Source organism: Paracoccus binzhouensis (genome assembly GCF_016446475.1).
GTDB lineage: Bacteria > Pseudomonadota > Alphaproteobacteria > Rhodobacterales > Rhodobacteraceae > Paracoccus > Paracoccus binzhouensis.
In genome coordinates this window covers 1-25524 of record NZ_JAEHFP010000063.1, presented here as the reverse complement: position 1 = coordinate 25524, position 25524 = coordinate 1, and the positions used below count along the sequence as shown (strand labels likewise).

Sequence of the window (25524 nt, the reverse complement as noted above, 5' to 3'; positions counted from 1 at the left end):
CGGCCGCGGCCGGTTTCGGCTCGGGCGCCGGTGCGGCCGCGGGTCGGGCTTCTGCGACGGGTGCGGCGGCGGGTGCGGCCTCGCCCTCCTCGCCGCGATTCGACAGGCCAAGGCGGTGAACCTTGCCGATCACCGCGTTGCGGGTCACGCCGCCCAGCTCCTTGGCGATCTGGCTGGCCGACTGGCCCTCGGCCCACATGCGTTTCAGCGTCTCGACGCGCTCGTCGGTCCAGGACATGTCTTGCCTTTCCTGCACCGGCTTGGTCCCGGTGCCTTCGTGTTCGTGGCTTCAATTCCGCTCGACCCGGGCTTAAATCCGGGGATAGCCAGATTTACCCGTCCGAGCCCGCAAATTCAAGGAGCGCCGATGCGACCGACCCCGACCAGCCCCGGATTCCGCCAGATGGGCGTGCGCCGCTTTGGCCGGATGAACTGGCTGGGCCTCTATACGCTCAGCCGGCGCGAGATCATGCGCTTCATGTCGGTCTGGCAGCAGACCATCTTCGCGCCGCTGATGACCTCGGCGCTGTTCGTGATCGTCTTCGCCCTGGCGCTGGGGCGCAACCGGGGCGAGGTGATGGGCCTACCCTACCTGGCCTTCCTGGGGCCGGGCATCCTGATGATGACGGTGATCCAGAACGCCTTCGCCAACACCTCCTCCAGCATCATCTCGGCCAAGATGCAGGGCAATATCGTCGATACGCTGATGCCGCCGCTGTCGGCGGGCGAGATCCTGGCCGGCTATCTGATCGGTGCGGTGACGCGGGCGCTGATCGTCGCCGCCGCCATCGCCGCCGGCATGGCGCTGGCGATCGGGCAGGGGGTGGCGCATCCGGTCTGGGCGCTGGGTTTCGTGGTGCTGGGGGCGCTTCTGATGGGCGGGCTGGGGCTGCTGGCCGGGATCGTGGCGCAGAAATTCGACCAGATGGCGGTGATCACCAATTTCATCGTGACGCCGCTGTCCTTCCTGTCGGGCACCTTCTATTCCGTCGAGGCGCTGCCCGGGCCGTTCCGGGCGCTGGCGCATTGGAACCCGATTTTCTACCTGATCGACGGCGCCCGCTACGGCATCGCCGGGGTGTCCGACGCGCCGGCGCTGCGTGGGCTGGCGGTCTGCACCCTGACCGTGGCGCTGGTCCTGTTCACTGCCTGGCGCTGGCTGGCCACCGGCTATCGGATGAAACCTTGAAATGGCCGCCGATTTGACCGTTGCACGAGGCGCGCTTCCGCGCTATGCGGCGGGGCATGATCGTTCGGACCGCCCATATCGCCCGTCCCCGACGTTGACGCCGTCAACGACCGATCCCGCCTGCCTTCCCGTCTTTCCGTCAGCCATGGTGCCGCCGCGCGGCCGTTCCCAGAGAGGGTAACTCCATGATTTCGCATGTCTTGCCGACCTATAACCGGGCCCCCATCGCCTTCGAGCGGGGCGAGGGCTCCTGGGCCATCGCGACGGACGGGACGCGATACCTGGACCTGGGCGCCGGCATCGCGGTGAACGCGCTCGGCCATGCCAACCCCGATCTGGTCGCCACGCTGACCGAACAGGCGAACCGGATCTGGCATGTCTCGAACCTCTACCAGATCCCCGAGCAGGAGAAGCTGGCGGATCTGCTGGTCGAGCATACCTTCGCCGACACCGCCTTCATCACCAATTCCGGCACCGAGGCCGCGGAGCTGGCGATCAAGATGGTGCGCAAATACTGGCACGAGGCGGGCGATCCCGACCGCTACGAGATCCTGACCTTCGAGGGCGCCTTCCACGGCCGCTCGACCGGCGCCATCGCGGCTGCGGGCTCGGAAAAGATGGTCAAGGGCTTCGGCCCGCTGATGCCCGGCTTCCGCCAGCTGCCCTGGGGCGACATGGAGGCGCTGAAGGCGGCGATCACCGATCGCACCGCCGCCGTCATGCTTGAGCCGGTGCAGGGCGAGGGCGGCATCCGTCCGCTGCCCGATGCCGACCTGCGGCTAATCCGCGAGCTTTGCGACCGGACCGGCGCGCTGCTGGTCCTGGACGAGGTACAGTCGGGCATGGGCCGGACCGGCAAGCTGTTCGCGCATGAATATGCCGGGATCACCCCCGACATCATGTTGATCGCCAAGGGCATCGGCGGCGGTTTCCCGCTGGGCGCGGTGCTGGCGACGGAAAAGGCAGCCGCCGGCATGGCGGCGGGCACGCATGGCTCGACCTATGGCGGCAATCCGCTGGCCTGCGCGGTCGGCGCCAGGGTCATGCAGATCATCGCCGCGCCCGAGTTCCTGGCCGAGGTGAACCGCAAGGCGGCCTTGCTGCGCCAGAAGCTCGAGGGGTTGGTGGCGGCGCATCCCGATGTCTTCGACTTCGTGCGTGGGCAGGGGCTGATGCTGGGGCTGAAATGCAAGGTGGCGCCGGGCGAGGTGGTCAAGGCCGGCTATGCCGAGCATATCCTGACCGTGGCGGCGGCCGACGACACGCTGCGGCTGCTGCCGCCGCTGACCATCTCGGATGAGGAGATCGCCGAGGCGGTGGCGCGGCTCGACCGGGCGGCCGGCAGACTGGATGGATAGGTTCGGCTTTCGGCCGGTGACGCGCGCCGATCTGCCCATGCTGGCGGATTGGCTGCGCCTGCCCGAGGTGGCGCGCTGGTGGCGCGGCGCCGAGGCGCAGCTGGCCGGGATCGAGGAGGACCTGGACGAGCCCGCCATGCGGCAATGGCTGGCGCTGCTGGGCGGCGCGCCCATCGCCTATGCGCAAATCTACCCGGCGCATCACTGGGGCGCGCCGCATTTCGCCGACCTGCCGGCCGACGCGCTGGCGATCGACTGCTTTTCCGGCCCCGCGGGCTTCGGCTATGGCGGCGCCTGGCTGCGCGCCCTCGGCGACCGGCTGCTGGCCGAGGCGGCGGTGCTGGTCATCGACCCCGAGCCCGACAACCTGCGCGCGATCCGGGCCTATCGGAAGGCCGGCTTTCGCGGCGAGGACCTGCGCCCAGCCGAGGACGGGACCCTGGCCCGCGTCATGACCCGCCACCGATGAGGGCTGGGTCGAATTCCGCCGCGACACCGGGCCTTGGGCCTTGACCTCCCTTCGGCAAAGCGGCTTGCTTGCCGGATCAATCCGAAAGACAGTCACAGATGAACAGTTTCCTCGACATCCACACCACCGACAAGGCAGACCTGCGCGGCATGATCGACACCGCGCGCCGGATGAAGGATGCGCGCAGCGGCCAGCCCAAGGGCGCGCCCGATGCCGACCTGCCGCTGAAGAACCGCATGGTGGCGCTGATCTTCGAAAAGCCCTCGACCCGGACCCGGGTCAGCTTCGACCTGGGGGTGCGGCAGATGGGCGGGCAGACCATGGTGCTGTCCGGCAAGGAGATGCAGCTGGGCCATGGCGAGACCATCGCCGACACCGCCCGGGTGCTGTCGCGCTATGTCGACCTGATCATGATCCGCACCTTCGAGGAGGCGACGCTGCAGGAAATGGCCGAATACGCCACGGTTCCGGTGATCAACGGCCTGACCAACCGCACCCATCCCTGCCAGATCATGGCGGATGTGATGACCTTCGAGGAGCATCGCGGCCCCATCGCCGGCAGGAAGGTGGTCTGGTCGGGCGACGGCAACAATGTCTGCTGCTCGATGATCCATGCCGCCGGGCAGTTCGGCTATGACTTCACCTTCACCGGCCCGCCCACGCTGGACCCCGAACGCGAGGCGGTGGAATTCGCCCGCGCCCAGGGCGTGCAGGTGCAGATCGAGCGCGACCCGGCCAGGGCGGTCGAGGGCGCCGACCTGGTGGTGACCGATACCTGGGTGTCGATGCACGACCCGCAATCGGCGCGTGAGCGGCGCCACAACCAGCTGCGCGGCTATCAGGTGAACGAGGCGCTGATGGCGCGGGCCAAGCCGGATGCGCTGTTCATGCATTGCCTGCCGGCGCATCGCGACGACGAGGTGACCAGCGCGGTGATGGACGGCCCGAACTCGGTCATCTTCGACGAGGCCGAGAACCGGCTGCATGCGCAGAAGGCGATCATGCGCTGGTGCCTGGGGGTCTGAGAGGGCGGTCGCATCTCGGCGCTGGGGCGTGCCACGAATTCGCGGGCGTGCGCGTTCCCCGGCCCGGCGGCGCGGTGGCGGCCGGTCGCAAGGGGCGGCCGGCGGTTCGCTTCGGGGCGCGCGCATCGGCGGCATGGCTGCAAGGGGGCTCTGCCCCGCCGCTGTGCGGCTCCTCCGGGATATTGGGCAAGAAAGAAGCGGGGCCTGGCCGCGGACGCTGCAGGCCCCGGCGTTCAGTTCTCGCGGAAGGCGCGGGTGAAATAGTCGCTCAGCGGCTTGACCAGATAGGCCAGGGGGCTGCGCTCGCCGGTCTGGACATAGACCTCGACCGGCATCCCCGGCACCAGTTCCAGCCCCTTCAGCTTCTCGACCTGCTCGGGCGGGATCGTCACCTCGGCGCGGTAATAGGGGACATGCGTGGCCTGGTCGACCAGCGTGTCGGGCGAGACCCGGCTCAGCACGCCGTCGATCTCGGGCGTGGTGCGCGACGAGAAGGACGAGAAGCGCAGCACCACCTGCTGGCCCGGATGCACCTCGTCGATGTTGATGGTGGCGATGCGGGCGGCGACGACCAGTGGCCGGTCCTGCGGGATGATGTACAGGATCGGGTCGGCCGCGCGGATGACGGCGCGCGGCGTGGTCACCTGCAGTTCCTGCACCACGCCCGAGACCGGGGCGCGGATCTCCAGCCGGGTTATCTGCTCGGTCAGGGCGCGGCGGCGCTCGGCCAGTTCCAGCTCGCGATAGCCGAGGTCGCGCAGCTCGGTCTCGGCGGCCTCGCGGCGGGTGGCGGTCTTTTCCAGCCGCGACAGGTCGATCTCGGCCAGCTGCGTCACCGCGCGGGCGCGGGTGGCGGTGGTTTCGCCGAGAAGCCCGTCCAGCCGCGCCGCCTCGCGTTCCAGGGCCAGCACCCGCGGCGCCTGCGCCAGGCCCTTTTCCAGCAGCGAGCGCTGGTCGCGCAGTTCCTGGGCGATGAAGTCGCGCTGCTTCTGCAAGGCGTCGCTTTGCGCATCGATGCCGCCGATCTGCGACTGCACCTGTTCGGATTGCTTCGCGAGCTGGCCCAGCGACTGCTCCAGCGTGTCGAGCCGGGCGCGGAACAGGCTTTCCTGCCCTTCCATCAGCGCCTGCAGCTCGGGCCGGGTCGCCGCGGCGGCAAGCAGCTCCTGCGGGAAGGCGATGTCCTTGCGGTCGGCGCGCTCCGCCTCGAGCCGGCCACGCCGGGCCAGGATCTCGAAATACTGGCCCTCGACGATGGCCAGTTCGGTGTCCAGCAGCGCGCCGTCCAGCCGCAGCAGCGGCTGGCCGGCCGTCACCGCCTGGCCGTCATGGGTCAGGATCTCGGCGACCACGCCGCCATCGGGGTGCTGGACGACCTGGCGGCGCTGCTCGACCTCGACCTGGCCGGGGGCGACCACCGCCCCGGCGATGCGCGCGGTCCAGGCCCAGAGCCCGAAGCCACCGAACATCACCAGCAGCGCCAGAATGCCCAGCAGCACCGAGCCGCGGGCCGACCATTCCGGACGCTTGGGCGCGGCGGGCGGCGACGGATGCGGCAGTTCGGCGCGGCGGGCGCGGAAATGCGGCAACGGCCCGGCGGCTTCGCTGGGCGTCGCTGACAGTTTTTCGACCGGCGCGCGGCCGACATTGCCTGGATCGCTCATGTGACGCCTCCGCCATGGCCCTGCGAACGGACGATCTGGTCGGCATTCTTGACCAGCGATTTCAGCACCTCGTCGCGCGGGCCGAAGGCGCGGCGCATGCCCTGGTCGAGCACCAGCAGCATCTCGCATTCGGTGATCGCTGCCGGGCGATGCGCCATGATGATGACGGCGCCGCCGCGCGCCTTGATGTTGCGGATGGCGATGTTCAGCGCCGTCGAGCCCTCGTTGTCGAGATTCGAGTTCGGCTCGTCCAGCACGAAGATCGCCGGGTCGGCATAAAGCGCCCGCGCCAGGCCGATGCGCTGGATCTGCCCGCCCGACAGCCGGCCGCCGGTCTGGGTGACGGGCGTGTCGTAGCCCTGCGGCAGGTCCAGGATCATGCGATGCGCGGCTGCCGCGCTGGCAGCGGCGACGACGCGCTGCGGATCGGGTTCGGGCGAGAGTCGGGCGATGTTCTCGGCGATGGTGCCGTCGAACAGGGTGACCTGCTGCGGCAGGTAGCCGATCAGCCCGCCCAGCACGTCCGGGTCGTATTGATCCAGCGTCGCCCCCGCCAGCCGGATCGAGCCGCCGGCGATCGGCCAGGCGCTGATCAGCGCCCGCGCCAGCGTGGTCTTGCCGGCGCCCGAGGGGCCGATCACCCCCAGCGCCTGGCCGGGATTGAGGTCGAAGCTGACCCCGCGCAGCGTGGCGACGCCCTGGCCCGGCGGCACGACGGTCAGGTTGCGCACCTCGAGCTGGGCGTCCGGGCGGGGCAGGGGGGTGCGCGCGGCCTGCGGCGGCCGGCGCGACAGCAGGTCCGACAGGCGCTTCCAGCCGTCCTGCGCGCGCTGGACGATGGCCCAGCCGCCGACCACCTGCTCGATCGGGGCCAGCGCCCGGCCCATCAGGATCGACGAGGCGATCATGGCGCCCGGCGTCACCTCCTGCCGCAGCACCAGCCAGGCGCCGGCGGCCAGCAGGGCGCTTTGCAGGAACAGCCGGAAGGTGCGGGAAAACACCGTGAAGCTGGTGGCGCGGTCATTGCCGCGCATCGTCGCCTCGGTCGCGCGGTCGCGGGCCTCCTGCCAGCGGTGGAAGGCCGCGGCCCGCATGCCGAGCGAGCCGATCAGCTCGCCCTCGTCCCGATAGAGGTCGGACATGCGTTCGGCCGACTGGCCGGCGATGGCCGCCTGCTGCAGCGAATCGCGGCTGAGCCATTGGTTCAGCAGCGTGGCGATCACCAGCACCAGCAGGCCCGCTGTCGCCACCGCCCCCAGAAGCGGGTGGAAGATGAAGACCGCAGCCAGGAAGAACGGCGCCCAGGGCAGGTCGAAGATCGCCATCAGCACCGGCGAACCGATCAGCCGCTGCACCGCCTCGAGGTCGCGCATCCCGCCGCGCACCGCCAGGTCCGAACCCGCCGCCTGGCCGTCCTGCAGCCCGGCGGTGAAGACCCGCCCCTCCATCCGTTCCTGGAAGCGGGCGGCGACGCGGGCCATGATGCGGTTGCGCGCCAGGTCCAGCACGCCCATCAGCGCGAACAGGAACACCACCAGCAGGAACAGCGCCGTCAGCGTCTCGACCGAGCGGCTGGCCAGCACGCGGTCATAGACCTGCATCATGAACAGCGGCCCGGTCAGCATCAGCATGTTCACCGCGAACGAGAAAACCCCGACGAAGGCGTAGAGCTGCCATGCCCGGCCGCGTGCGGATGCGAGTTCTTTTCGGCCGTCATGTCGCATCGGCGGCGAAGCCATGCCGGTTCCTTTCCTCATCGTCCGGCCGGGCTTGCCCGGCGTTGTTGCAGCGCTTATCCCAACTCTACGCAGCAGAACAGATCGTATTCCCGATGCGCGGGATTCGGCGTGAAAAATCAGGATTAGCAACGGAAGGTTAGCAAAATATTGAGCCGCTGGATCCTTCTTGCCGCGACGCTGGCCATGGCCGCCTGCGCCGCCGCCCGTCAGCCGGGACAGATCGCCGACCCGCTGGAACCGATGAACCGCAGGGTCCATGCCTTCAACAAGGGCGTGGACACGCATATGGTCAGGCCGATCAGCCGCGGCGCCTCGGGCGGCGATGGCGGGCAAGTCACCGAAGCCGTGGGGAATTTCGGCTCGAACCTGGCGCTGCCCGGCAAGGCGGTGAACCACCTGCTGCAGGGCAAGCCGGCGCCGGCGGTGCGCACGACCTTCCGCTTCCTGGTGAACTCGACCCTGGGCCTGGCGGGTTTCCTCGACCCCGCCGGCAAGGATTTCGCCCTGCCCGAGGAGGACACCGATTTCGGCCAGACCCTGGCTGCCTGGGGCGTGGGCGAGGGCGCCTATCTGGAACTGCCGCTGATCGGCCCCTCGACGACCCGTGATGCGGCGGGGCGGGTGGTCGACATCGTGATCGACCCGATGCGGGGCTGGCTCAACCGCGACCAGTATCTGATCGGCATGGGCGCGCGCGTCGTCTCAAAAGCCGGTGAGCGGGGGCGTTTCGGCGATTCCGTCGATAGCATCCTGCACGAAAGCGCCGATAGTTATGCCCAGACGCGGCTGATCTGGTTGCAGCATCGCCGCCACGAACTGGGCGAGGAAGGAGAGCACATTGACCCTTATGCCGAATGAGACCCGCCGCGGATTCCTGGGCCTGATGACCGGGGGCCTGCTCTCCGGCGGCCTGGCGGTGGCCGCTGCCCCGGCTTGGGCGCTGGACACGGAGGAGGCGCGGGCGTTGATCCAGGCCTCGCTGGACGAGGTCTATGCGGTGATCAATTCCGGCCAGCCGCCGGCGCAGATGTACAAGGCCTTCGAGGCAATCTTCGCGCGCTATGCGGATGTGGAGATCATCGCGCGCTCGGCCTTAGGCCCGGCGGCGCGGCAGGCCGGCGCCGCCGAATTCGCCGCCTACCGGCAGGCGTTCCAGGGCTATATCGGCCGCAAATACGGCAAGCGCTTCCGCGAGTTCATCGGCTCCAGGATCGAGGTGACGGGCGCCAGGCCGGTCAAGTCCTTCTACGCGGTGACCTCGGTCGCCTATCTCAAGGGCCGCAGCCCGATGGAGGTGGAATGGCATGTCTCGGACAAGTCCGGGAAAAGCCGCTATTTCAACATCATCATTGAGGGGGTGAACATGCTCGCCTCGGAACGGGCCGAGATCGGCGCGATGCTGGCAAGGCGCAAGGGCGACCTGGCCGGGCTGACCGCCGACCTGCAACAGGCGGGCTGAACCGGGCGCCGCGCAAGCCGCTTCTTTGCTCTTCAAATACCCACCGCAACGGTGCAGCCCGCACCGACCGCGCCGGTGAGGCAAAAAGGCCGGCCCCGGCCTTTTCCTTATTGCTGATAGACCCCGTCGATGCCGCGCAGGGCCTGGGTCAGCGGATCGTCGGGCGGCAGGCCCTCGGCGGGCATCTCGGCCTCGGGGCCGCTGGTCACGGTCTCGGCCGGGAAGGTCGGGGGGCCGCCGGGGCTCTGCACGCCCGGATCGGGCAGCACCCGCCCGGCCGCGGCCGGAGACTGCCCCTGGTCGGGCGACGGCTGTGCCTGACCCTGCGGCGAGGGCTGGCCGAGTGCCTCGGACAGCGCGGCGGCCAGCGGATCGCCGGCGCCGCTCTCGTCCGAGCTGACCACCTGCGGCACGGCGCTGTTCGGGTCGAAGACGAAATTGCCCAGGGGTTCGACCGGCAGGCCGTCGTGGATCTCGGTCATCACCGCCTGCCAGATCTCGGCCGGCAGGCCGCCGCCGGTCACGCCCTTCAGCGGCTTGTTGTCGTCATAGCCCATCCAGACCCCGGTCACATATTGCCCGGTGAAGCCGATGAACCAGGCGTCGCGATAGCTCGAGGTGGTGCCAGTCTTGCCGGCGGCCGGGCGGCCGTTCAGCCGGGCGCGGGTGCCGGTGCCGCGCTCGACCACCTGCTGCATCATGCCGATCAGCTCGCCCGCCGCCTTTTGCGAGATCACCCGCTGGCCCATGCCGCCGGCCTGGCCGATCAGCGCCTGGTCGTCGCCCTTGATGCGCAGCTCGATCAGGCCATAGGGGTTCACGGCGGTGCCGCCGTTGCGGATGCCGGCATAGGCGGCGGTCATGTTCAGCAGCGTCGAATCGGACACGCCCAGCCCCAGCGAGGGCCCCTTGGCCAGTTCATCCGAGACGCCGAAATCGCGCGCCACCCGGCGCACCGCGTCGCGGCCGGCGATCTCCTGCAGGCGGATGGTGGCGGTGTTCAGCGATTGCGCCAGCGCCCGGGTCAGCGTCACCTCGCCCGAATAGCGGCGGGTGTAGTTCTGCGGCGACCAGGGCCCCGAGCCGCGCACGTTGATCGTCAGGGGCGCGTCCAGCACCATGTCGTTCGGGCCATAGCCCTGGTCCAGCGCCGCGGCGAAGACGAAGGGCTTGAAGCTGGATCCGGTCTGCCGCTTGGCCTGGGTGGCGCGGTTGAAGGTGCCCGAGACGGTGTTGTCGCGCCCGCCGATCATCGCCCGCACCGCGCCGTCCGGCGACATGACCACCACCGCGGCCTGCGCCTTCGAGCCCTTGGCGACCTTTTCGTCGAAGACGCGCTTCAGCGCCCGTTCGGCCGCGCGCTGCACGCGCTGGTCGAAGGTGGTCTTGATGGTCACGTCCTCGGTCGTCTCGCTGGTCAGGAAGCCGGGGCCGGATTCCATCACCCAATCGGCGAAATAGCCGCCCGCCCGCGCTGCCGCCGCCTTGGACAGCACGGCGGGATGCGCCTTGGCATCGGCATATTGCGCCTCGTCCAGGAAGCCCTGTTCGTGCATCAGCCCCAGGATCACCGAGGCCCGGTCCTGTGCCCGCTGCAGGTTCGAGGTCGGGGCGAAATAGCTGGGCGCCTTCAGGAGCCCGGCCAGCATCGCCGCCTCCGAGGCGTTCACCTCGGCCGCGGACTTGCCGAAATAGCGTTGCGCCGCCGCCTCGAAGCCGCGCGCCCCGGCGCCCAGATACGAGCGGTTCATGTAGATGTTGAGGATGTCCTCCTTGGAGTATTTCGCCTCCATGGCGATGGCGTAGGGGACTTCCTTGACCTTGCGCCAGATCGAGGACTTGCGGCATTCGGCCTCGAACTCGGCTTCGGACTTCCAGCGGATCGGGTCGAAGGTCTCGCCCAGGCACAGAAGCTTGGCCACCTGCTGGGTGATGGTCGAGCCGCCGTTGCCTTCCAGCGGACCGCGGCCGGCGGCCAGGTTGATCTTGATGGCCGAGGCGATGCCGCGCGGGCTGACGCCGAAATGCCGGAAGAAGCGCTTGTCCTCGGTCGCCACCACGGCGTCCTTCAGCACCGGGGCGATCTTGTCGGCGCTGACCATGCCGAAGGTTTCGCCACGCCAGGCGAAGACCCGCCCCTCGTTGTCCTGCATGGTGACGGAACCGCGGGCACGGCCGTCGAAAAGCGCCGAGGCTTCGGGCAGGGTAGTGTAGAAATAGAAGCTGGCGGCGGCAAGAATCAGCGCGACCGTCAGGCCCAGCCGCCAGAACGAGCCCCAGACCACCCGCCAGACCAGCGTGACGAAGCCGGCGATTCCCCACGTCACCACATTGCCGCGGCGCGGACGGCGCGGCGGCTTGCGGCGCGGTTCACGGGGCTGTTTCTGTCTTTTCTGAGGGACTTGGTCAAAATTGCGCTTCTCCGCAACGATGCGGCCCCCGCCGGTCGGTTTCTTCATGCCTGCTATCCTGCCCGGCCGAGTCCTCCGGCCTGTTGGCGCGGACCATACAGCAAAGTGCCGGGCTTGAGAACCGCGATGACCTATCAGTGAACTGCCGCGAGAGACCGCAAAGCCCGGCGCAAGCGCGTAAAATTCGGGCAGTCGAGGGCCGGGCCCGGCGGGAAGCTGCACAATGCTTGTGCGAGCGCCGGGCGCGCAGGTTTTCTGGCCGGGACACGGAACTGCCGCGATGCAGAAAGAGGTGCAGGAAACATGATCAGACCAACCGCGATCAAACCCATGATCCCGGCGCTCGCCCTTCCGCTGATCGGGCTGGCGGTGCCGGCCCTGGCGCAGGATGCCGAGGCCCCCGCCACCATGGCCGAGACGGTCGTCGAGACCGTGGCGCCGATCGTCGACAAGGGCGACACCACCTGGATGATGGTCTCGGCCATCCTGGTGATGATGATGAGCATCCCGGGCCTGGCGCTGTTCTATGGCGGGCTGGTGCGGGCCAAGAACATGCTGTCGGTGCTGATGCAGGTCTTCACCGTCTTCTGCATCATGTCGCTGCTCTGGGTTGCTTTCGGCTATTCGCTGGCCTTCACCGGCGCCGGCTCGGCCGAGGATGCGACCGCGCTGACGCCTTTCATCGGCGGGCTGTCCAAGGCCTTCCTGGCCGGCGTCGGCACCGGGTCGCTGGCCGAGACCTTCACCCAGAACGTCTTCGTGCCGGAATATGTCTTCGTCATCTTCCAGATGGCCTTTGCCTGCATCGCCCCGGCGCTGATCGTCGGCGCCACGGTCGAGCGGATGAAGTTCCCGGCCGTCCTGCTGTTCGTGGTGATCTGGTTCTTCTTCTCCTACCTGCCGATGGCGCATATGGTCTGGTGGTGGGGCGGCCCCTCGGCCTATGACGCGCCCAGCGGCTTCCTGTTCGGCCATGGCGACCTGGACTTCGCCGGCGGCACCGTCATCCACATCAATGCCGGCATCGCGGGCCTGGTCGCCGCCATCGTCGTCGGGCCGCGCCTGGGCTACGGCAAGGAGCTGATGGCGCCGCACAACCTGCCCTTCACCTTCCTGGGCGGCTGCCTGCTGTGGATCGGCTGGTTCGGCTTCAACGCCGGCTCGAACATGGAGGCGACCGGCACCGCGGCGCTGGCGATCCTGAACACCACCGTCGCCACCTCGGCCGCGGCGCTGGCCTGGGCCTTCGGCGAATGGCTGTTCCGCGGCCATCCCTCGCTGCTGGGCGGGATCTCGGGGGCCATCGCCGGGCTGGTCGGCATCACCCCGGCCGCCGGTTTCGTGGGGCCGATGGGCGCCATCGTCATCGGCCTTGCCGCGGGCTTCCTGTGCATGTGGTTCGTGATCAGCCTCAAGGGCAAGCTGGGCATCGACGAAAGCCTGGACGTGTTCGGCATCCACGGCATCGGCGGCATCGTCGGCGCCATCCTGACCGGCGTCTTCGCGGCGCCGTCGCTGGGCGGCTCGGGCATCTACGACTACGCGGCCGGGGCGGTCGCGGCGGATTACAGCATTGCCGGGCAGGTGACGACCCAAGCGCTGGGCGTGGTGGTCGCGGTGATCTGGTCTGGCGTGGTGTCCTTCGTGGCGCTGATGATCGTCAAGGCGGTGACCGGGCTGCGCAGCTCGGCCAATGACGAGCGCCAGGGCCTGGACGTCACCGCCCATGGCGAGAACGCCTACAACAGCTAGGCGCGACACGGGCCGATACAGGCAAGGACAAAGGCAAAAGCCCGGCTTCGGCCGGGCTTTTCGTTGCGCATTCGCGCCGCGGGCGCGCGGCCGAGGGGTCAGGACAGCCGCGAGACCACGAAATCCGCCAGGTCCGACAGGATCGCCCGCAGCGGCAGCTCCGGCGCCGGGGCCAGCGCCGCCTTGGCGCGCCCCGCCCAGGCGATGGCATCGGCGCGCGCCGCCGCCAGCGCCTCGCGGCGGTGCAGGATCTCCAGCGCCGTGGCCAGGTCGGCCTCCTCCTGCCGGCCCTGGCCGATGGTGCGTTCCCAGAAGGCGCGCTCATCGGCATCGGCGCGGGCGATGGCCTTGATGACCGGCAGGGTCAGCTTGCGCTCGCGGAAATCGTCGCCGACATTCTTGCCGATGGTCGTGGTCGAGCCGCCGTAATCCAGCAGGTCGTCGACGATCTGGAAGGCGATCCCCAGCGCGTCGCCGTAATCGAACAGCGCCTGCTGCACCGCCGGATCGGCGCCGGCGACCACCGCCCCGGCCTCGGTCGCGGCCGAGAACAGCGCCGCGGTCTTGCCGCGCACGATCTGGATATAGGTGTCCTCGGTGGTGGCGATGTCCTGGGCCGCGGTCAACTGCAGCACCTCGCCCTCGGCGATGGTGGCGCTGGCATTGGCCAGGATGCGCATGACCTGCATGCTGCCGGTATCGGCCATCAGCTGGAAGCTGCGCGCGAACAGGTAATCGCCGACCAGCACGCTGGACTTGTTGTCCCACAGCAGGTTGGCCGTCGGCCTTCCGCGCCGCTGCCGGCTTTCGTCGACCACGTCGTCATGCAGCAGCGTCGCGGTATGGATGAACTCGACCGCCGCCGCCAGCAGCACATGGCTGTCGCCCCGGTAGCCGCAAAGCGTTGCCGCCGCCAGCACCAGAATCGGCCGCAGCCGCTTGCCGCCGGCCTCGACCAGATGCGCGGTCACCTCGGGGATGCGGGGCGCGTGGCGGCTGGCCATGCGGTCGCGGATCAGCGCGTTGACCCGGTCCATATCCCCGGCGAGTTCGGCCGAAAGCCGGTCGAGCGGCTTGGAGACGTTTTCGTTCATGCCCATCAGCGATCCCCTTTCGCCGCCAGCCATTGCCATGCCATGGACACAATCGCAACCGCCGCTTAACTTTCCGGTGACATGAAAGAGCTTCTGCGCACCACCGACCCGCTTCTGATCACCCGCGTCGCCGACCTGCTGGCGGCCGAGGGCATCCAGTCCTTTCCGCTGGACCAGCACATGAGCGTGCTGGAAGGCTCGCTCGGCATCCTGCCGCGGCGGCTGATGGTGGCGGATCGCGACCTGTTCATGGCGCGCGCCATCCTGCGCGACAACCGCATCCATCATGACTGACCTGCGCGAGGACGGCTTCCTCGGCGGCCGGCTGCGCATCCTTCAGCCCGCGCAGGGCTATCGCGCCGGGGCGGATGCGGTGATGCTGGCCGCCGCCTGCCCGGTCCGGTCCGGCGAAAGCGTGCTGGAGCTGGGCTGCGGGGCAGGGGTGGCGCTGCTGTGCCTGGGCGCGCGGGTGCCGGGCCTGCGGCTTTCCGGGCTGGAACTGCAGGAGGATTATGCCGCGCTGGCCCGGCGCAATGCCGCGGCGAACGGCATCGCGGCCGAGATCCTCGGGGGCGACCTGGTCCGCCCCCCTGCCGCGCTGCGCGCCATGAGCTTCGACCATGTCATCGCCAATCCGCCCTATTTCACCGCCGGGCCGGTGGCGCCCGATGCCGGGCGCGGCCGGGCCCGGCACGAGGACACGCCGCTTGCCGCCTGGATCGAGGCCGGGCTGCGCCGCCTGCGGCCCGGCGGCCGGCTGACGCTGATCCAGCGCGCCGAGCGGCTGGGGGCGATTCTCTCAGCGCTTTCGCCCGCGGCCGGGGCGATCACGATCCTGCCGGTGGCGGCGCGCGAGGGGCGCGAGGCCGGCCGGGTGATCGTGCTGGCCCGCAAGGGCGCGCGGGCGCCGCTGCGGCTGCTATCCCCCTTTGTCATGCATGCAAATCCGTCACATTCGGGCGATGGCGAGGACCTGACCGAGGCCGCGCAGGCGGTTTTGCGCGGGGGTGCGGCACTTTCGCCGGGAGGGCCGAATTTTCGGTGACAATGTGACGATTCTGTGCTGCAATCCCTTGGTTCGATCAATCCAAGAGGAGGACGGAATGTCGGTTGAATCCCATGTGCAGGAGCTTCGCCGCAAACATCAGTCACTTTCGAACGCCATCGAGGCCGCGCATCGCAGCCCCGGCATGGATGACCTTGCCATCGCCCAGATGAAGAAGGAAAAACTTCGCCTCAAGGAAGAGATCACGCGCCTGTCGCACTAGTGGCGACCCCGGACGGGTCCGCCCGCCCGCGGCTTTCACCATGGAATGAGAAACGGCCCGCGACATCTCGCGGGCCGTTGCCATTTCCGGGCCTGTCGGGCTGGCCCGACCGACTGGCCTGTCCGGCGCCGCTGTCAGGCGGGCGGTCGGACAGGCGGATGGTCAGACGAAGAATTGGCCGCCATTGGCGCTGATGGTCGAGCCGGTGATGAAGCCGGCATCGTCCGAGGCCAGGAAGACGACGCAGCGCGCGATCTCCTCGGGCTCGCCCAGCCGCCCGACGGGGATCTGGGGGATGATGCGTTCGTTCAGTACCTTCTCGTCGATGGCGCGGACCATCTCGGTGCCGATATAGCCCGGGCAGATGGCGTTCACGGTGATGCCGGCGCGGGCGCCTTCCTGGGCCAGCGCCTTGGTGAAGCCCAGGTCGCCCGCCTTGGCCGCCGAATAGTTCGCCTGGCCGGCCTGGCCCTTCTGGCCGTTGATCGAGCTGATGTTGACGATGCGACCGAACTTGCGGTCGCGCATGCCCGACCAGACCGGATGCGTCATGTTGAAAAGGCCGGTCAGGTTGGTGTCGATGACCTCCTTCCACTGCTGGGGGGTCATCTTGTGGAACATCGCGTCGCGGGTGATGCCGGCATTGTTGACCAGCACGGCGATGGGGCCCAGCTCCTCCTCGACCTGCCTGATGCCCGCCGCGCAGGCGTCGTAATCCGCCACCGACCATTTGTAGGTCTTGATACCGGTCTCCTCGGTAAAGGCGCGGGCGGCATCGTCATTGCCGGCGTAATTCGCGGCGACCGTATAGCCCGCCTCCTTCAGCGCCTTCGAGATCGCCGCGCCGATGCCACGCGATCCGCCGGTCACAAGGGCCACTTTTGCCATTTTTCGTCCCCCTTTGAAAATGGTCTTGAAATTGTGTTACCGAACCCGGTCGACGCGCGCAAGATAGTTGCGCGCGCCTTTTTCGATCAGGGACGTTCCAGGCACATGGCGACGCCCATGCCGCCGCCGATGCACAGCGTCGCCAGACCCTTCTTGGCGTCGCGGCGCTGCATCTCGAACAGCAGCGTGTTCAGGATGCGCGCGCCCGAGGCGCCGATCGGGTGGCCGATGGCGATGGCGCCGCCGTTGACGTTCACGATGGCCGGATCCCAGCCCATGTCGCGGTTGACGGCGATGGCCTGGGCGGCGAAGGCCTCGTTCGCCTCGACCAGGTCCAGGTCGCCGACCGACCAGCCGGCCCGCTCCAGCGCCCGGCGGCTGGCCGGGATCGGGCCGGTGCCCATGATCTGCGGATCGACGCCGGCGGTCGCATAGGAGGCGATGCGCGCCAGCGGCGTCAGGCCGCGGCGGGCGGCCTCGTCCTCGGTCATCACCAGCACCGCGGCGGCGCCGTCATTGAGGCCCGAGGCATTGCCGGCGGTCACCGTGCCGTCCTTGCTAAAGGCGGGACGCAGCTTCTCCATCGCCTCCAGCGTGGCGCCGTGGCGGATGTATTCGTCGGCATCGACCACGGTGTCGCCCTTGCGGGTCTTGATCGTCACCGGCACGATCTCGTCGGCGAACTTACCGGCCTTCTGCGCGGCCTCGGCCTTGTTCTGCGAGGCCACGGCGAACTCGTCCTGCTCGGCGCGGGTGATGCCCCATTTCGTCGCCACGTTCTCGGCCGTGGTGCCCATGTGATAGTCGTGGAAGGCGTCCCAGAGCCCGTCCTTGATCATGGTGTCGAGCATCTTCATGTCGCCCATCTTCTGCCCGGCGCGGATATAGGCGGCATGGGGCGAGAGCGACATGGATTCCTGGCCGCCGGCCGCGACCACGGTGGCGTCGCCCAACAGCACCTGCTGCGCCGCCAGCGCGACCGAGCGCAGGCCCGAGCCGCAGACCTGGTTCAGCACCCAGGCGGCCGAGCCCTGCGGATAGCCGGCCTTGATATGGGCCTGGCGGCCGGGGTTCTGGCCCTGGCCGGCGGTCAGGACCTGGCCGAGGATGGTTTCGGACACTTCGGAAGGATCGATGCCGGCCCGCTCGACGATGGCCTTCAGGACGATGGCGCCCAGGTCATGCGCCGGCAGGTTCGCATAGGACCCGAGAAAGCTGCCCACGGGGGTTCGGGCAGCGGATACGATTACAGCTTTGGTCATGGCGGGCTCCTTCCCATATGGCCGAAAAGTCCGGTAACGGACTGACGTTTGCCGTTTCGTTCCGCAACGTCAAGCAGGCTTCCCGATGCGGGCCCGCGGGGCAGGCCCGCGGTTTGCCCGCCGCGCCCTGGCCGAAACGGGCGGGCGCGGCGGATTCCGGGCTGCAGGGCCCCAGCCGGGGTGATGACGCAGGACGGCCGAAAGCGAGGGGGCAGGGTTCGCGGGGCTTCGGCGCGCATCCGCTGAGCGAGCCGCCGGCAGGCCGCATCTTGACAAGCCGCCGCAAGGGTAGGCCCGAATGTCTTCGCCTTCGCCTTCGCCTTCGCCTTCGCCTTCGCCTTCGCCTTCGCCTTCGCCTTCGCCTTCGCCTTCGCCTTCGCCTTCGCCTTCGCCCGCTGCCGCTCAGCGCCTGGCGGCGGCGTTCGGGGATTTCCACGGTGGCACGATGGTCGGGGCGCCGAAGTAATAGCCCTGCAGGCAGTCGATGCCCATGTCGATCAGGAAGGCCGCGTCATCCGCCGTCTCGACCGATTCCGCCACGGTGAACATGTCGAAATGATGCGCGATGGATTGCAGCGCCCGGGCCAGCACCTGGTTGTCGCGCTGCCCGGCGATGTCGCGGATGAACTGCCCGTCGATCTTGATCATGTCGAAGCAGAAATCCCGCAGATAGCGGAACGAGGTATAGCCCGAGCCGAAATCGTCCAGCGCGAAGCTGACGCCGTGGGATTGCAGCTCCTGCATGAAGCGGCCGACCATCTCGGGCATGCCCATGGCCGAGCTTTCGGTGATCTCGAGGATCAGCCGCTCCGCCAGGCTGTCCTGCCCGGCGATGCCTTCGCGCAGGATGCGCAGCCAGGCCGGGTAGCCGATCGAGCGTGCCGACATGTTGATCGACAGCCGCAGCGCAGGTTGCTCGGCCAGGGATTTCAGGCCCAGCGACAGCGACAGGCAGTCGATCTGGCGGCCGAGTTCGGTGGTTTCGGCCAGCGGCAGGAAGTCGCGCAACGGCACGATGCGGCCGGTTTCGTCGATGATGCGGATCAGCCCCTCGTGAAAGGCGGCGTGGTCGGTGCGTTCGGCCTGCACCACCGGCTGAAAGGCCAGCACCGCGTCGCCGCGCGACACCGCCCGCCGCACCGTGGCCATGGTCAGGCGCGATTGCTGTTCGACCGCGAAATCCAGCGGCGAGCCCGTTTCCGGTGGCGAATCAAACATGTCGGTCATGCCAAGACTCCTGTCATCGGCGCAAGTCTGGTGATCATCCCCTAAGATCGCGTAAACTCGAGATGCTTTCTCGACTCGAGGTTAACGGATCCTTGCCCGACATGACCGAACGCTGCGCCTGGTGCGGGGCCGACCCGCTTTACGTCGCCTATCACGACCTGGAATGGGGGGTGCCGGAATACGATTCCCGGGCGCTCTGGGAAAAGCTGGTGCTGGACGGCTTTCAGGCCGGGCTGAGCTGGATCACCATCCTGCGCAAGCGCGACGCCTTCCGCGAGACCTTCGAAGGCTTCGACCCCGAGCGCGTCGCCCGCTGGGGCGCGGCCGAGGTCGAATCGGCGCTGAAGAATCCCGGCATCATCCGCCATCGCGGCAAGATCGAGGCGACCGTCAAGGGCGCGCGGCTGTTTCTGGACATCGAGGGCTCCGAGGGCTTCTCGCCCTTCATCTGGTCCTTTGTCGGCGGCCGGCCGATCCAGAACCATTTCGCCAGCATGGCCGAGGTGCCGGCGAAGACGCCGGAATCGGAAACCATGGCCAAGGCCCTGAAAAAGCGTGGCTTCAACTTTTGCGGACCGGTGATCACCTATGCCTTCATGCAGGCCTGCGGGCTGGTCAACGACCACATGACCCATTGCCCCTGCCACGGCCGGATCAAGGCGCTGTCGCCTGCCGGATAAGCGCCTTGGCGGCCTCCGAGGACCAGTCGGCGCCGCCCATCAGCCGGGCGATCTCGGTGCCGTCGCGGTCGATCAGCACCGTCACCGGCATGCCCATCACCCCCATCTCGCGCGCCAGCTTCTGGCGCGGGTCCAGCCGCACCGGCAGGTGGGTGATGCCTTCCTCGTCCAGGAATTTCCTCACGGCCGGCGGCGGGTTGTGGCCGGCGGCGATGGCCACGACCTCGAAATCCTCGCCGCCCATCTCGGCCTGCAAGGCGTCCAGCGAAGGCATCTCCTCGCGGCAGGGCGCGCACCAGGTCGCCCAGAAGTTCAACAGCACCACCTTGCCCTTCCAGTCGGCCAGGCTGTGCGTGCCGCCCTCGGGATCGGTGAATTCGGTTGTCGGCACCGGGGTCGGGTCGGTCTGCTGCAGCTTCGCCAGCCCGCCGTCATGCGCGGCCTGCCAGTCGATTTCCCCCGCGAATGCGGCATTTGCACCAAGCACCAGCGCCGTATAAAGAACCAGCCAACGCATTCCACCCCCCGAAGGACAATCCATGACCGAGCAGCCCTCCACCGCCAACCAGATGTGGGGCGGACGTTTCGCCGCAGGCCCGGACGCGATCATGGAGGCGATCAACGCCTCGATCGGCTTCGACCGGCGGCTCTATGCCCAGGACATCCGGGGCAGCCGCGCCCATGCGGCGATGCTGGCAGCAACGGGCATCATCAGCACTAGCGATGCCGAGGCGATCGGGGAAGGGCTGCTCACGGTCTTGTCAGAGATCGAGGCGGGGAATTTCCCGTTCTCGACCGCGCTGGAAGACATCCACATGAACGTGGAATCGCGGCTGAAAGAGGTCATCGGCGAGCCGGCGGGGCGGCTGCACACGGCGCGGAGCCGCAACGACCAGGTGGCGACCGATTTCCGGCTTTGGGTGCGCGACCAGTGCGACGCGGCGATCCAGGGGCTGGACGCGCTGATCCGCGCGGCCTTGTCGCAGGCGGAAAAGGGCGCGGACTGGGTCATGCCGGGCTTTACCCACCTGCAAACCGCGCAGCCGGTGACCTGGGGCCATCACATGATGGCCTATGTCGAGATGTTCGGCCGCGATCTGTCGCGCTTCCAGGACGCGCGCAGGCGGATGAACGAATCGCCCCTGGGCGCCGCCGCGCTGGCCGGGACGGGCTTTCCCATCGACCGCGAGGCGACGGCCAAGGCGCTGGGCTTCGACCGGCCGATGGCGAACAGCCTCGACGCGGTCAGCGACCGGGATTTCGCGCTGGAGTTCCTGTCCTCGGCGGCGATCTGCGCCGTCCACCTGTCGCGGCTGGCCGAGGAGCTGGTGATCTGGTCCTCGGCCCAGTTCCGCTTCGTCACCATGTCGGACCGCTTCTCGACCGGCTCGTCGATCATGCCGCAGAAGAAGAACCCCGACGCGGCCGAACTGATCCGGGCCAAGATCGGCCGTATCCTTGGCGCCGCCGTGGCGCTGTTCGTGGTGATGAAAGGGCTGCCTTTGGCCTATTCCAAGGACATGCAGGAGGACAAGGAGCAGGTCTTCGACGCGAGCGACAACCTGATGCTGGCCCTGGCGGCGATGACCGGGATGCTGTCGGACCTGACCGCGAATCGCGAGCGGCTGGCGGCGGCGGCGGGCTCGGGCTTTTCCACCGCGACCGACCTGGCCGACTGGCTGGTGCGCGAGGCCGGGCTGCCCTTCCGCGACGCCCATCACGCCACCGGCGCGCTGGTCGCCATGGCCGAGAAATCGGGCGTGGACCTGCCCGACCTGACGCTGGAGCAGATGCAATCGGTCAATCAGGCCATCACCGCCGATGTCTACAACGTGCTGGGCGTGCATAACTCGGTCGCCTCGCGCACCAGCTATGGCGGCACCGCGCCGGCGCAGGTGCGGGCCCAGATCGCGCGCTGGAAGGACAAACTGGGAGAGAAGCCATGACGCATCCCCTGCTTCTGGCGGCCTTCGCGCTGCTTCTGGCGACGCTGGCCGCCTGCGGCGTCGATGGTGCGCCCACCCGCCCCGATCCCGCGCCCGAGCCGGGCCTGCAGGTCAGCGGCGAGGCGCGGATCGGCGTCGTCTCGAAACTCTGACCCGGAAACGCCATGGATCATTTCAACTATGTCGACGGCTGGCTGCATGCCGAGGAGGTGCCGCTGGCCCGCATCGCGGCCGCGGTCGGCACCCCGGTCTATGTCTATTCCACGGCCACGCTGACTCGGCATTTCAAGCTGTTCCAGCAGGCGCTGGCGTGGTGCGATCATCTGGTCTGCTTCGCGGTCAAGGCGAATTCGAACATCGCCGTGCTGAAGCTCCTGGGCGACCTGGGCGCGGGCATGGACATCGTCTCGGCCGGCGAATATGCGCGGGCGCGGGCGGCGGGCGTGCCGGGCGAGCGGATCGTGTTCTCCGGCGTCGGCAAGCTTGAATCCGAGATGCGCATGGCACTGGAAGGCGGCATCCGCCAGTTCAACGTCGAATCCGAGCCGGAGCTGGAATTGCTGTCGCGGGTCGCGTCTTCGATGGGGGTGGAGGCGCCGATTGCGGTGCGGGTGAACCCGGACGTCGATGCCAGGACGCATGAGAAGATCGCCACCGGCAAGTCCGAGAACAAGTTCGGCATCCCCATCGCGCGGGCGCGCGAGGTCTATGCACATGCCGCGCGCCTGCCCGGCATCCGCGTGATCGGCATCGACATGCATATCGGCAGCCAGCTGACCGACCTGGAGCCCTATCGCCAGGCCTATGCCAAGATGGCCGAGCTGACCCGCGCCCTGCGCGCCGACGGCCATGCGATCACCCGGCTCGACATGGGCGGCGGCCTGGGCATCCCCTATCGCCGCGATAACAATGCGCCGCCCTTGCCGATCGAATACGGCCAGGTGATCCGCGAGGCGGTGGGGGACCTGGGCTGCGAGATCGAGATCGAGCCGGGCCGCAACATCGCCGGCAATGCCGGGATCCTGCTTTCCTCGGTGATTTACCTGAAAGAGGGCGAGGGGCGGGATTTCCTGATCCTCGACGCCGCCATGAACGACCTGATCCGGCCGGCGATGTATGCGGCGCATCACGACATCGTGCCGGTGCGCGAGCCCGCGCCGGGGACCGAGGTCGCGCCGCATGACGTGGTCGGCCCGGTCTGCGAGACCGGCGACACCTTCCGCAAGGCGGTCGAGCTGCCGGCGCTGACGCCCGGCGATCTGGTGGCGCTGCGCTCGGCCGGGGCCTATGGCGCGGTGATGGCCTCGGAATACAATTCCCGGCCGCTGGTGCCCGAGGTCCTGGTCAGCGGCGATCAATTCGCCGTCATCCGGGCGCGGCCGACGCTTGAGGAAATGCTGGGACGCGATACCATCCCGGAATGGCTCTGATCGCTCATTCCCGCGCCGTTGCGGCCGGGGGTTTCACACCCCCGGGCCCCCGTGGGGTATTTCGCAAACGGAAAAGAAGGGGGCGGGGCCGTGGATCCAGCTGAGCCGCGCCGGATTCGCTGGGCGGTCGGGCTGACCCGCGCCGGCATGTGGTGGGAGGCGCTGGCCGCGGCCTTCTGGCCGCTGGCCGTGGTCCTGGCGCTGGTGCTGGCGGCGCTGGCCTTCGGGGCGACCGATCTTCTGTCCTCGCGGGCGCTGTCCTGGGTGATGGCTGCGGTGGCGCTGGCCGCCTTGCTGACTGCCGGCTGGGGGCTGCGGCGTTTCCGCCGTCCCTCGGCCGAGGCGGCCCTGTTGCGGGTCGACCTGGCGCTGCCGGGCCGGCCGCTTGCCACCCTGCGCGACCGGGTCGCTGTCGGGGCCGGGGATGAGGGCTCTGCCGCCCTGTGGCAGGCGCATCTGGCGCGGATGCAGGCCGCCGCCATGGCCGCGCGCCCCGTCGCCCCCGATGCGCGGCTGCGCTGGCGCGATCCGGTGGCGCTGCGGCTGGTCGGCATGGTGGCGCTGGTCATGGCGCTGATCTTTGCGCCGGCCGGGCAGCTGGGGCAGGGCATCGCCGCCCTGGGCGCGACCTTCCGCCCGGCGCCCGAGGCGCGGCCGGGCGCCGAGGCCGGTCCGTCCTGGGAAGGCTGGGCCGAGCCTCCCGCCTATACCCGCCGGCCGACACTTTACCTGAACGCCTTGCCCGAGGGGCAGCGGCTGGAGCTGCCCAAGGGCTCGAAGCTGAGCTTCCGGCTTTACGGCGAGGGGGCCGGGATCGACCAGGACATCGGCGCCGCCGTCGCGGGCGGCGACCCCGCGGCGCCGGAATTCATGGCCGAGCGCGACGGGGTGATCGAGGTCGCCGGGCGGCGCTTCGACGTGACCGTGCTGCCCGATGCCGCGCCCGAGGTGGCGCCCGGCCAGGCGCCCGAGCGGCGCGCCGACGGCCGGCTGGTGCAGGAGTTCACCGCCAGCGACGACAACGGCGTCGCGGCGGGGCAGGCGGTGATCGCGCTGGACCTGGCGGCGGTCGACCGCCGCTTCGGCCTGGCCCCTGACCCCGAGCCGCGCGAGGCGGTGGCGCTGGACCTGCCGCTGCCCGCGACCGGCAGCCGCAAGCAGATCCGCGGCCGGCTGGTCGGCGACCTGTCGCGCCACCCCTGGGCCAACCTGCCCGTCACCGTCTCGCTGAAGGTCGAGGACGGCATCGGCCAGCAGGGCGCTTCGCAGCCGATGCGCATGGTGCTGCCGGGGCGGCGCTTCTTCGACCCGCTGGCGGCGGCGCTGATCGAGCTGCGGCGCGACCTGCTGTGGTCGCGGGACAATGCCGCCCGCGGCGCTCGGATCCTGCGCGCCGCCAGCTGGCAGCCCGAAGGCTTCATGGATGCCGAGCTTTACAAGGGCCTGCAGGGTGCCGTCGGCACGCTGGAATCCGGCAACCTGACGGAAGAGACGCGCAACAAGCTGGCGCAGGTGCTGTGGGATGCCGCGGTGGCGCTGGAGGATGGCGGGCTGGCCGATGCGCTGCAGCGCATGCAGCAGGCGCAGGAGCGGCTTTCCGAGGCGATTCGCAACGGCGCCAGCCCCGACGAGGTGCAGCGCCTGATGGACGAGCTGAAGCAGGCCACCGACGATTACCTGGACATGCTGGCCCAGCAGCAGGGCGAGGACCCGGCCGAGCGCTTCGACCGCTCGCCGCAGAACCGCCAGCAGATCACCGGCGACCAGATCCAGCAGATGATGGACGAGATCCAGCGGCTGATGAACGAGGGTCGCATGGCCGAGGCCCAGGAATTGCTCGAGCAGTTCAACCGCATGATGCAGAACCTGCAGGTGACGCAATCCGAGGGCGGCGAGGGCGGGCGCCAGCGCCCCTCGGACCGGCTGGCCGAGACGCTGCGCGACCAGCAGAAGCTGGCCGACGAGGCGATGCGCCAGATGCAGGACCAATACGGCCAGTGGCAGCAGGGCGAGCAGGGCCAGGGCAGCCAGGACAACCGGCAGCTCGCCGACCGCCAGCGCGAATTGCGCGAGGATCTGGGCCGTCAGCGCGGCCTGCTGCCCGGCCGCGGCACGCCGCAGGGCGAGGAGGCCCGGCGCCAGCTGGACGAGGCCGGGCGCGCCATGGAGGAGGCCGAGCAGGCGCTGCGCGAGGGCGATCCCGGCGGCGCGATGGAGCGGCAGGCCCAGGCCATCCAGTCCATGCGCGAGGGGATGCGGGCGCTGGGCGACATGGCGGCGCAGGACCGGCAGGCCCAGCAGGGCCAGGGCCAGCAGGGCGGGCCCGAGGGCCCCTCGGGCGATCCGCGCGGCCGGCGCGGGCTGGAACAGCCCTATAACCGCCCGCCGCAGACCGATCCGCTGGGCCGGGCGCTGTCGGGCGACGGCGGTTCGATCAATGGCGGCGACCCGCTGGCCGAGGGGCCGGACCCCGCGCGCAAGGCCCGTGACCTGCAGGACGAGATCCGCCGTCGCAGCGGCCAGCGCGAACGCCCGCGCGAGGAGCGCGACTATCTGGGCCGGCTGCTGGAGAATTTCTAGAGCCTGTTGCACTCAATCGGCCTCATACCCGGCGGTTTTGAAGTAGTTGTAGCACTCCTCGTCGGAGAACAGATCGCAGACCT

General features: G+C 69.1%; 24 protein-coding genes. 15 read left to right on the top strand and 9 right to left on the bottom strand.

What is annotated here, in order from left to right:
- Positions 1-238 (bottom strand): GcrA family cell cycle regulator (locus I9P22_RS14690; protein WP_332909033.1); only part of this gene is annotated, 238 nt, incomplete at its 3' end.
- A 129-nt stretch (positions 239-367) separates the two neighbouring features.
- Here I9P22_RS14690 and I9P22_RS14685 point away from each other — a divergent pair.
- From I9P22_RS14685 to argF, 4 genes are all read left to right on the top strand, one after another.
- A complete protein-coding gene (locus I9P22_RS14685; RefSeq protein ID WP_233253408.1) occupies positions 368-1189 on the top strand; it encodes an ABC transporter permease in 822 nt (273 codons plus the stop codon).
- A 185-nt stretch (positions 1190-1374) separates the two neighbouring features.
- The gene (locus I9P22_RS14680) at positions 1375-2547 is read left to right on the top strand and encodes an aspartate aminotransferase family protein (protein ID WP_199260211.1); all 1173 of its coding nucleotides are present in this window, start codon (positions 1375-1377) and stop codon (positions 2545-2547) included.
- Positions 2540-3016: a GNAT family N-acetyltransferase gene (locus tag I9P22_RS14675; protein WP_199260210.1), complete on the top strand. Its 477-nt coding sequence runs from the start codon at positions 2540-2542 to the stop codon at positions 3014-3016. The genes I9P22_RS14680 and I9P22_RS14675 overlap by 8 nt, the downstream gene beginning before the upstream one ends.
- A gap of 98 nt (positions 3017-3114) precedes the next feature.
- On the top strand, positions 3115-4041 hold the full coding sequence (argF, locus tag I9P22_RS14670) for an ornithine carbamoyltransferase (RefSeq protein ID WP_199260206.1): 927 nt from the start codon (positions 3115-3117) through the stop codon (positions 4039-4041).
- A 233-nt stretch (positions 4042-4274) separates the two neighbouring features.
- On the opposite strand, the gene I9P22_RS14665 is transcribed toward argF, so the two are convergent.
- Positions 4275-5705 (bottom strand): HlyD family type I secretion periplasmic adaptor subunit, encoded by a 1431-nt coding sequence (locus I9P22_RS14665; protein ID WP_199260205.1) that lies wholly within the window; start codon positions 5703-5705, stop codon positions 4275-4277.
- Positions 5702-7444 carry a type I secretion system permease/ATPase gene (locus tag I9P22_RS14660; protein ID WP_199260204.1) on the bottom strand — a complete coding sequence of 581 codons (1743 nt, stop codon included), beginning with the start codon at positions 7442-7444 and terminating at the stop codon, positions 5702-5704. Before I9P22_RS14660 ends, I9P22_RS14665 begins: the two co-directional genes overlap by 4 nt.
- A 147-nt stretch (positions 7445-7591) precedes the next feature.
- On the opposite strand from I9P22_RS14660, the gene I9P22_RS14655 reads away from it, so the two are divergent.
- Together I9P22_RS14655 and I9P22_RS14650 are read left to right on the top strand one after the other, a co-directional pair.
- Complete coding sequence (locus tag I9P22_RS14655) at positions 7592-8302, top strand: MlaA family lipoprotein (protein WP_233253407.1); 711 nt, start codon at positions 7592-7594, stop codon at positions 8300-8302.
- On the top strand, positions 8292-8903 hold the full coding sequence (locus I9P22_RS14650) for an MlaC/ttg2D family ABC transporter substrate-binding protein (protein WP_199260217.1): 612 nt from the start codon (positions 8292-8294) through the stop codon (positions 8901-8903). The genes I9P22_RS14655 and I9P22_RS14650 overlap by 11 nt, the downstream gene beginning before the upstream one ends.
- A gap of 107 nt (positions 8904-9010) precedes the next feature.
- Here I9P22_RS14650 and I9P22_RS14645 read toward each other — a convergent pair whose 3' ends face one another.
- Positions 9011-11362 carry a transglycosylase domain-containing protein gene (locus I9P22_RS14645; RefSeq protein WP_199260203.1) on the bottom strand — a complete coding sequence of 784 codons (2352 nt, stop codon included), beginning with the start codon at positions 11360-11362 and terminating at the stop codon, positions 9011-9013.
- A gap of 282 nt (positions 11363-11644) precedes the next feature.
- Here I9P22_RS14645 and I9P22_RS14640 point away from each other — a divergent pair, with 282 nt between their 5' ends.
- The gene (locus I9P22_RS14640; protein ID WP_199260215.1) at positions 11645-13066 is read left to right on the top strand and encodes an ammonium transporter; all 1422 of its coding nucleotides are present in this window, start codon (positions 11645-11647) and stop codon (positions 13064-13066) included.
- Positions 13067-13164: 98 nt separating this feature from the next.
- On the opposite strand, the gene I9P22_RS14635 is transcribed toward I9P22_RS14640, so the two are convergent.
- Positions 13165-14166 carry a polyprenyl synthetase family protein gene (locus I9P22_RS14635; protein ID WP_199260202.1) on the bottom strand — a complete coding sequence of 334 codons (1002 nt, stop codon included), beginning with the start codon at positions 14164-14166 and terminating at the stop codon, positions 13165-13167.
- A gap of 75 nt (positions 14167-14241) precedes the next feature.
- Between I9P22_RS14635 and I9P22_RS14630 the strand changes: the two genes are divergently transcribed.
- From I9P22_RS14630 to I9P22_RS14620, 3 genes are read left to right on the top strand one after another with little or no spacing between them, the layout of a single operon-like run.
- Positions 14242-14454 carry a putative signal transducing protein gene (locus tag I9P22_RS14630; RefSeq protein WP_019352147.1) on the top strand — a complete coding sequence of 71 codons (213 nt, stop codon included), beginning with the start codon at positions 14242-14244 and terminating at the stop codon, positions 14452-14454.
- The gene (locus tag I9P22_RS14625; protein WP_199260201.1) at positions 14447-15205 is read left to right on the top strand and encodes a tRNA1(Val) (adenine(37)-N6)-methyltransferase; all 759 of its coding nucleotides are present in this window, start codon (positions 14447-14449) and stop codon (positions 15203-15205) included. The genes I9P22_RS14630 and I9P22_RS14625 overlap by 8 nt, the downstream gene beginning before the upstream one ends.
- A gap of 58 nt (positions 15206-15263) precedes the next feature.
- A complete protein-coding gene (locus tag I9P22_RS14620; protein ID WP_199260200.1) occupies positions 15264-15428 on the top strand; it encodes a YdcH family protein in 165 nt (54 codons plus the stop codon).
- Between the two features lie 162 nt (positions 15429-15590).
- Here I9P22_RS14620 and phbB read toward each other — a convergent pair whose 3' ends face one another.
- From phbB to I9P22_RS14605, 3 genes are all read right to left on the bottom strand, one after another.
- On the bottom strand, positions 15591-16316 hold the full coding sequence (gene phbB / locus I9P22_RS14615) for a beta-ketoacyl-ACP reductase (protein ID WP_199260199.1): 726 nt from the start codon (positions 16314-16316) through the stop codon (positions 15591-15593).
- Positions 16317-16402: 86 nt separating this feature from the next.
- Positions 16403-17578, bottom strand: a complete 1176-nt coding sequence (locus I9P22_RS14610; RefSeq protein WP_199260198.1) for an acetyl-CoA C-acetyltransferase — start codon at positions 17576-17578, stop codon at positions 16403-16405.
- A gap of 402 nt (positions 17579-17980) precedes the next feature.
- Complete coding sequence (locus I9P22_RS14605; protein WP_199260197.1) at positions 17981-18805, bottom strand: EAL domain-containing protein; 825 nt, start codon at positions 18803-18805, stop codon at positions 17981-17983.
- 101 nt (positions 18806-18906) lie between these two features.
- Between I9P22_RS14605 and I9P22_RS14600 the strand changes: the two genes are divergently transcribed.
- Positions 18907-19485, top strand: a complete 579-nt coding sequence (locus tag I9P22_RS14600) for a DNA-3-methyladenine glycosylase I (RefSeq protein WP_199260196.1) — start codon at positions 18907-18909, stop codon at positions 19483-19485.
- On the opposite strand, the gene I9P22_RS14595 is transcribed toward I9P22_RS14600, so the two are convergent.
- Positions 19460-20002 carry a TlpA family protein disulfide reductase gene (locus I9P22_RS14595; protein ID WP_199260195.1) on the bottom strand — a complete coding sequence of 181 codons (543 nt, stop codon included), beginning with the start codon at positions 20000-20002 and terminating at the stop codon, positions 19460-19462. The two genes, I9P22_RS14600 and I9P22_RS14595, sit on opposite strands and share 26 nt — an antisense overlap.
- 22 nt (positions 20003-20024) lie before the next feature.
- On the opposite strand from I9P22_RS14595, the gene argH reads away from it, so the two are divergent.
- The 4 genes from argH (at position 20025) to I9P22_RS14575 (ending at position 25441) form a co-directional block, all read left to right on the top strand.
- On the top strand, positions 20025-21431 hold the full coding sequence (gene argH, locus I9P22_RS14590) for an argininosuccinate lyase (RefSeq protein ID WP_199260194.1): 1407 nt from the start codon (positions 20025-20027) through the stop codon (positions 21429-21431).
- Positions 21428-21583 (top strand): hypothetical protein, encoded by a 156-nt coding sequence (locus I9P22_RS14585; protein ID WP_199260193.1) that lies wholly within the window; start codon positions 21428-21430, stop codon positions 21581-21583. The genes argH and I9P22_RS14585 overlap by 4 nt, the downstream gene beginning before the upstream one ends.
- A 12-nt stretch (positions 21584-21595) precedes the next feature.
- The gene (gene lysA, locus I9P22_RS14580) at positions 21596-22861 is read left to right on the top strand and encodes a diaminopimelate decarboxylase (protein WP_199260192.1); all 1266 of its coding nucleotides are present in this window, start codon (positions 21596-21598) and stop codon (positions 22859-22861) included.
- 90 nt (positions 22862-22951) lie between these two features.
- Positions 22952-25441, top strand: a complete 2490-nt coding sequence (locus tag I9P22_RS14575) for a DUF4175 domain-containing protein (protein ID WP_332909032.1) — start codon at positions 22952-22954, stop codon at positions 25439-25441.
- Positions 25442-25524: the final 83 nt, after the last annotated feature.

Bases quoted from the DNA above. Each gene is read 5' to 3' on its own strand.
- I9P22_RS14685 (WP_233253408.1), top strand. From the start codon at position 368: ATGCGACCGACCCCGACCAGCCCCGGATTCCGCCAGATGGGCGTGCGC.
- I9P22_RS14680 (WP_199260211.1), top strand. From the start codon at position 1,375: ATGATTTCGCATGTCTTGCCGACCTATAACCGGGCCCCCATCGCCTTC.
- I9P22_RS14675 (WP_199260210.1), top strand. From the start codon at position 2,540: ATGGATAGGTTCGGCTTTCGGCCGGTGACGCGCGCCGATCTGCCCATG.
- argF (WP_199260206.1), top strand. From the start codon at position 3,115: ATGAACAGTTTCCTCGACATCCACACCACCGACAAGGCAGACCTGCGC.
- I9P22_RS14665 (WP_199260205.1), bottom strand. From the start codon at position 5,705: ATGAGCGATCCAGGCAATGTCGGCCGCGCGCCGGTCGAAAAACTGTCA.
- I9P22_RS14660 (WP_199260204.1), bottom strand. From the start codon at position 7,444: ATGGCTTCGCCGCCGATGCGACATGACGGCCGAAAAGAACTCGCATCC.
- I9P22_RS14650 (WP_199260217.1), top strand. From the start codon at position 8,292: ATGCCGAATGAGACCCGCCGCGGATTCCTGGGCCTGATGACCGGGGGC.
- I9P22_RS14645 (WP_199260203.1), bottom strand. From the start codon at position 11,362: ATGAAGAAACCGACCGGCGGGGGCCGCATCGTTGCGGAGAAGCGCAAT.
- I9P22_RS14640 (WP_199260215.1), top strand. From the start codon at position 11,645: ATGATCCCGGCGCTCGCCCTTCCGCTGATCGGGCTGGCGGTGCCGGCC.
- I9P22_RS14635 (WP_199260202.1), bottom strand. From the start codon at position 14,166: ATGGGCATGAACGAAAACGTCTCCAAGCCGCTCGACCGGCTTTCGGCC.
- I9P22_RS14630 (WP_019352147.1), top strand. From the start codon at position 14,242: ATGAAAGAGCTTCTGCGCACCACCGACCCGCTTCTGATCACCCGCGTC.
- I9P22_RS14625 (WP_199260201.1), top strand. From the start codon at position 14,447: ATGACTGACCTGCGCGAGGACGGCTTCCTCGGCGGCCGGCTGCGCATC.
- I9P22_RS14620 (WP_199260200.1), top strand. From the start codon at position 15,264: ATGTCGGTTGAATCCCATGTGCAGGAGCTTCGCCGCAAACATCAGTCA.
- phbB (WP_199260199.1), bottom strand. From the start codon at position 16,316: ATGGCAAAAGTGGCCCTTGTGACCGGCGGATCGCGTGGCATCGGCGCG.
- I9P22_RS14610 (WP_199260198.1), bottom strand. From the start codon at position 17,578: ATGACCAAAGCTGTAATCGTATCCGCTGCCCGAACCCCCGTGGGCAGC.
- I9P22_RS14605 (WP_199260197.1), bottom strand. From the start codon at position 18,805: ATGACCGACATGTTTGATTCGCCACCGGAAACGGGCTCGCCGCTGGAT.
- I9P22_RS14600 (WP_199260196.1), top strand. From the start codon at position 18,907: ATGACCGAACGCTGCGCCTGGTGCGGGGCCGACCCGCTTTACGTCGCC.
- I9P22_RS14595 (WP_199260195.1), bottom strand. From the start codon at position 20,002: ATGCGTTGGCTGGTTCTTTATACGGCGCTGGTGCTTGGTGCAAATGCC.
- argH (WP_199260194.1), top strand. From the start codon at position 20,025: ATGACCGAGCAGCCCTCCACCGCCAACCAGATGTGGGGCGGACGTTTC.
- I9P22_RS14585 (WP_199260193.1), top strand. From the start codon at position 21,428: ATGACGCATCCCCTGCTTCTGGCGGCCTTCGCGCTGCTTCTGGCGACG.
- lysA (WP_199260192.1), top strand. From the start codon at position 21,596: ATGGATCATTTCAACTATGTCGACGGCTGGCTGCATGCCGAGGAGGTG.